Origin of the sequence: Pseudoalteromonas sp. CR1 (assembly GCF_019392235.1) — a bacterium.
Taxonomy (GTDB): Bacteria; Pseudomonadota; Gammaproteobacteria; order Enterobacterales; family Alteromonadaceae; genus Pseudoalteromonas.
On record NZ_JAHXRM010000615.1, the window covers coordinates 1 to 238 of the forward strand.

1 protein-coding gene is annotated in these 238 nt (G+C 60.5%); it reads left to right on the top strand.

Translation table 11 applies throughout. The annotated features are described in order from the left end of the window. Positions 1-238, top strand: a 238-nt coding sequence (locus KZZ04_RS20760; protein WP_219424116.1) for an iron-containing alcohol dehydrogenase, incomplete at both ends; no start/stop codon positions are given.

The following is a 238-nucleotide window of genomic DNA, read 5'->3' on the forward strand; positions in this document are numbered from 1 at the left end:
GAAAAAAGGCATCGTCAGCGATTACCTGCTGCCGGATGTCGCGTTGATCAGCCCGCAAATGACGCTCACGTGCCCGCGCAGTGTCACCGCCGCCAGTGGCGTGGATGCATTGGTGCATGCCATCGAGTCCTACCTGTCACTGAATGCCTCGCCGATTACCGATGCGTTGGCCATTGGCGCGATCAAGCTGATTGCCAATGCGCTGCCCAAGGCCTACGCCAACCCGGCCAACCTGCAG